1 protein-coding gene and 1 pseudogene are annotated in these 793 nt (G+C 36.6%); one reads left to right on the top strand and one right to left on the bottom strand.

The window, feature by feature from the left end:
* Positions 1-116, bottom strand: a pseudogene (locus ACFIK8_RS10980) (triose-phosphate isomerase); the annotation flags it as partial.
* 153 nt (positions 117-269) lie between these two features.
* Between ACFIK8_RS10980 and ACFIK8_RS10985 the strand changes: the two are divergent.
* A partial coding sequence (locus tag ACFIK8_RS10985) for a SurA N-terminal domain-containing protein (RefSeq protein WP_375669447.1) occupies positions 270-793 on the top strand: 524 nt, incomplete at its 3' end.

Raw genomic sequence — 793 nt, forward strand, 5'->3', positions numbered from 1 at the left:
AAATGGCCTAAATCAGAGCTAACGCCAGCAGCAATAGCACGCAACTCTCCAAGAGATTCAACAGTTCCATTCATTTTCCAATTTCCAGCAATAAAAGGTCGAATATTTGGAGACATATTTTCACCTCAAGCGCTATTACAACACATTGTTTATCTTTAGGTATCAAATTATAAAACAAAAGCAAGTCTTTAAGCTTGCATCTTACGCATCTTTATTGCAAATTCTATTATTGCTTTGATGATAATTCATGCCAAAAATGGAATTGAACGATGCTTAACATCATAAGAAACGCCACGAATTCTTGGGTTGCTAGAATTTTTCTCGTTAGTTTGCTCTTATGCTTCATCTTTTTATGGGGGATACCACAGTTACACACAAAAAGTGAAAGAGACCTTATCTCTTCTGGAGAATCTACAATAACTGTCGATGATTATCATCTCGCGCTTGCTGATCAAAGCTTACGTTTAGCACTCGCTTCTCATCTTGGACGAATGTTCACACCAAATGAAATGCAGCAATACCAAATCCCTACTTTTGTGTTTAGTCAATTACAACAAGATGTGCTATTTGATGAAGAAACGCGTCAAATGAAAATCAATCTTTCGCAAGATGCAATAGCCCGTAGCCTTGGTGCTGATAATATGTTTCAAATAAATGGCGTTTTTAATCAGAATTTGTTCCGTAACTATCTTCAGCAATTACATATCAGTGAAAGTAATTTCCTTGATTATTATACCAAAAAAGAGAAGCGTAAACAGCTCATTGCAGCTTCGCTTTCAGGCATGAAAGCGCC

Source organism: Bartonella sp. MR168JLCBS (assembly GCF_042194175.1).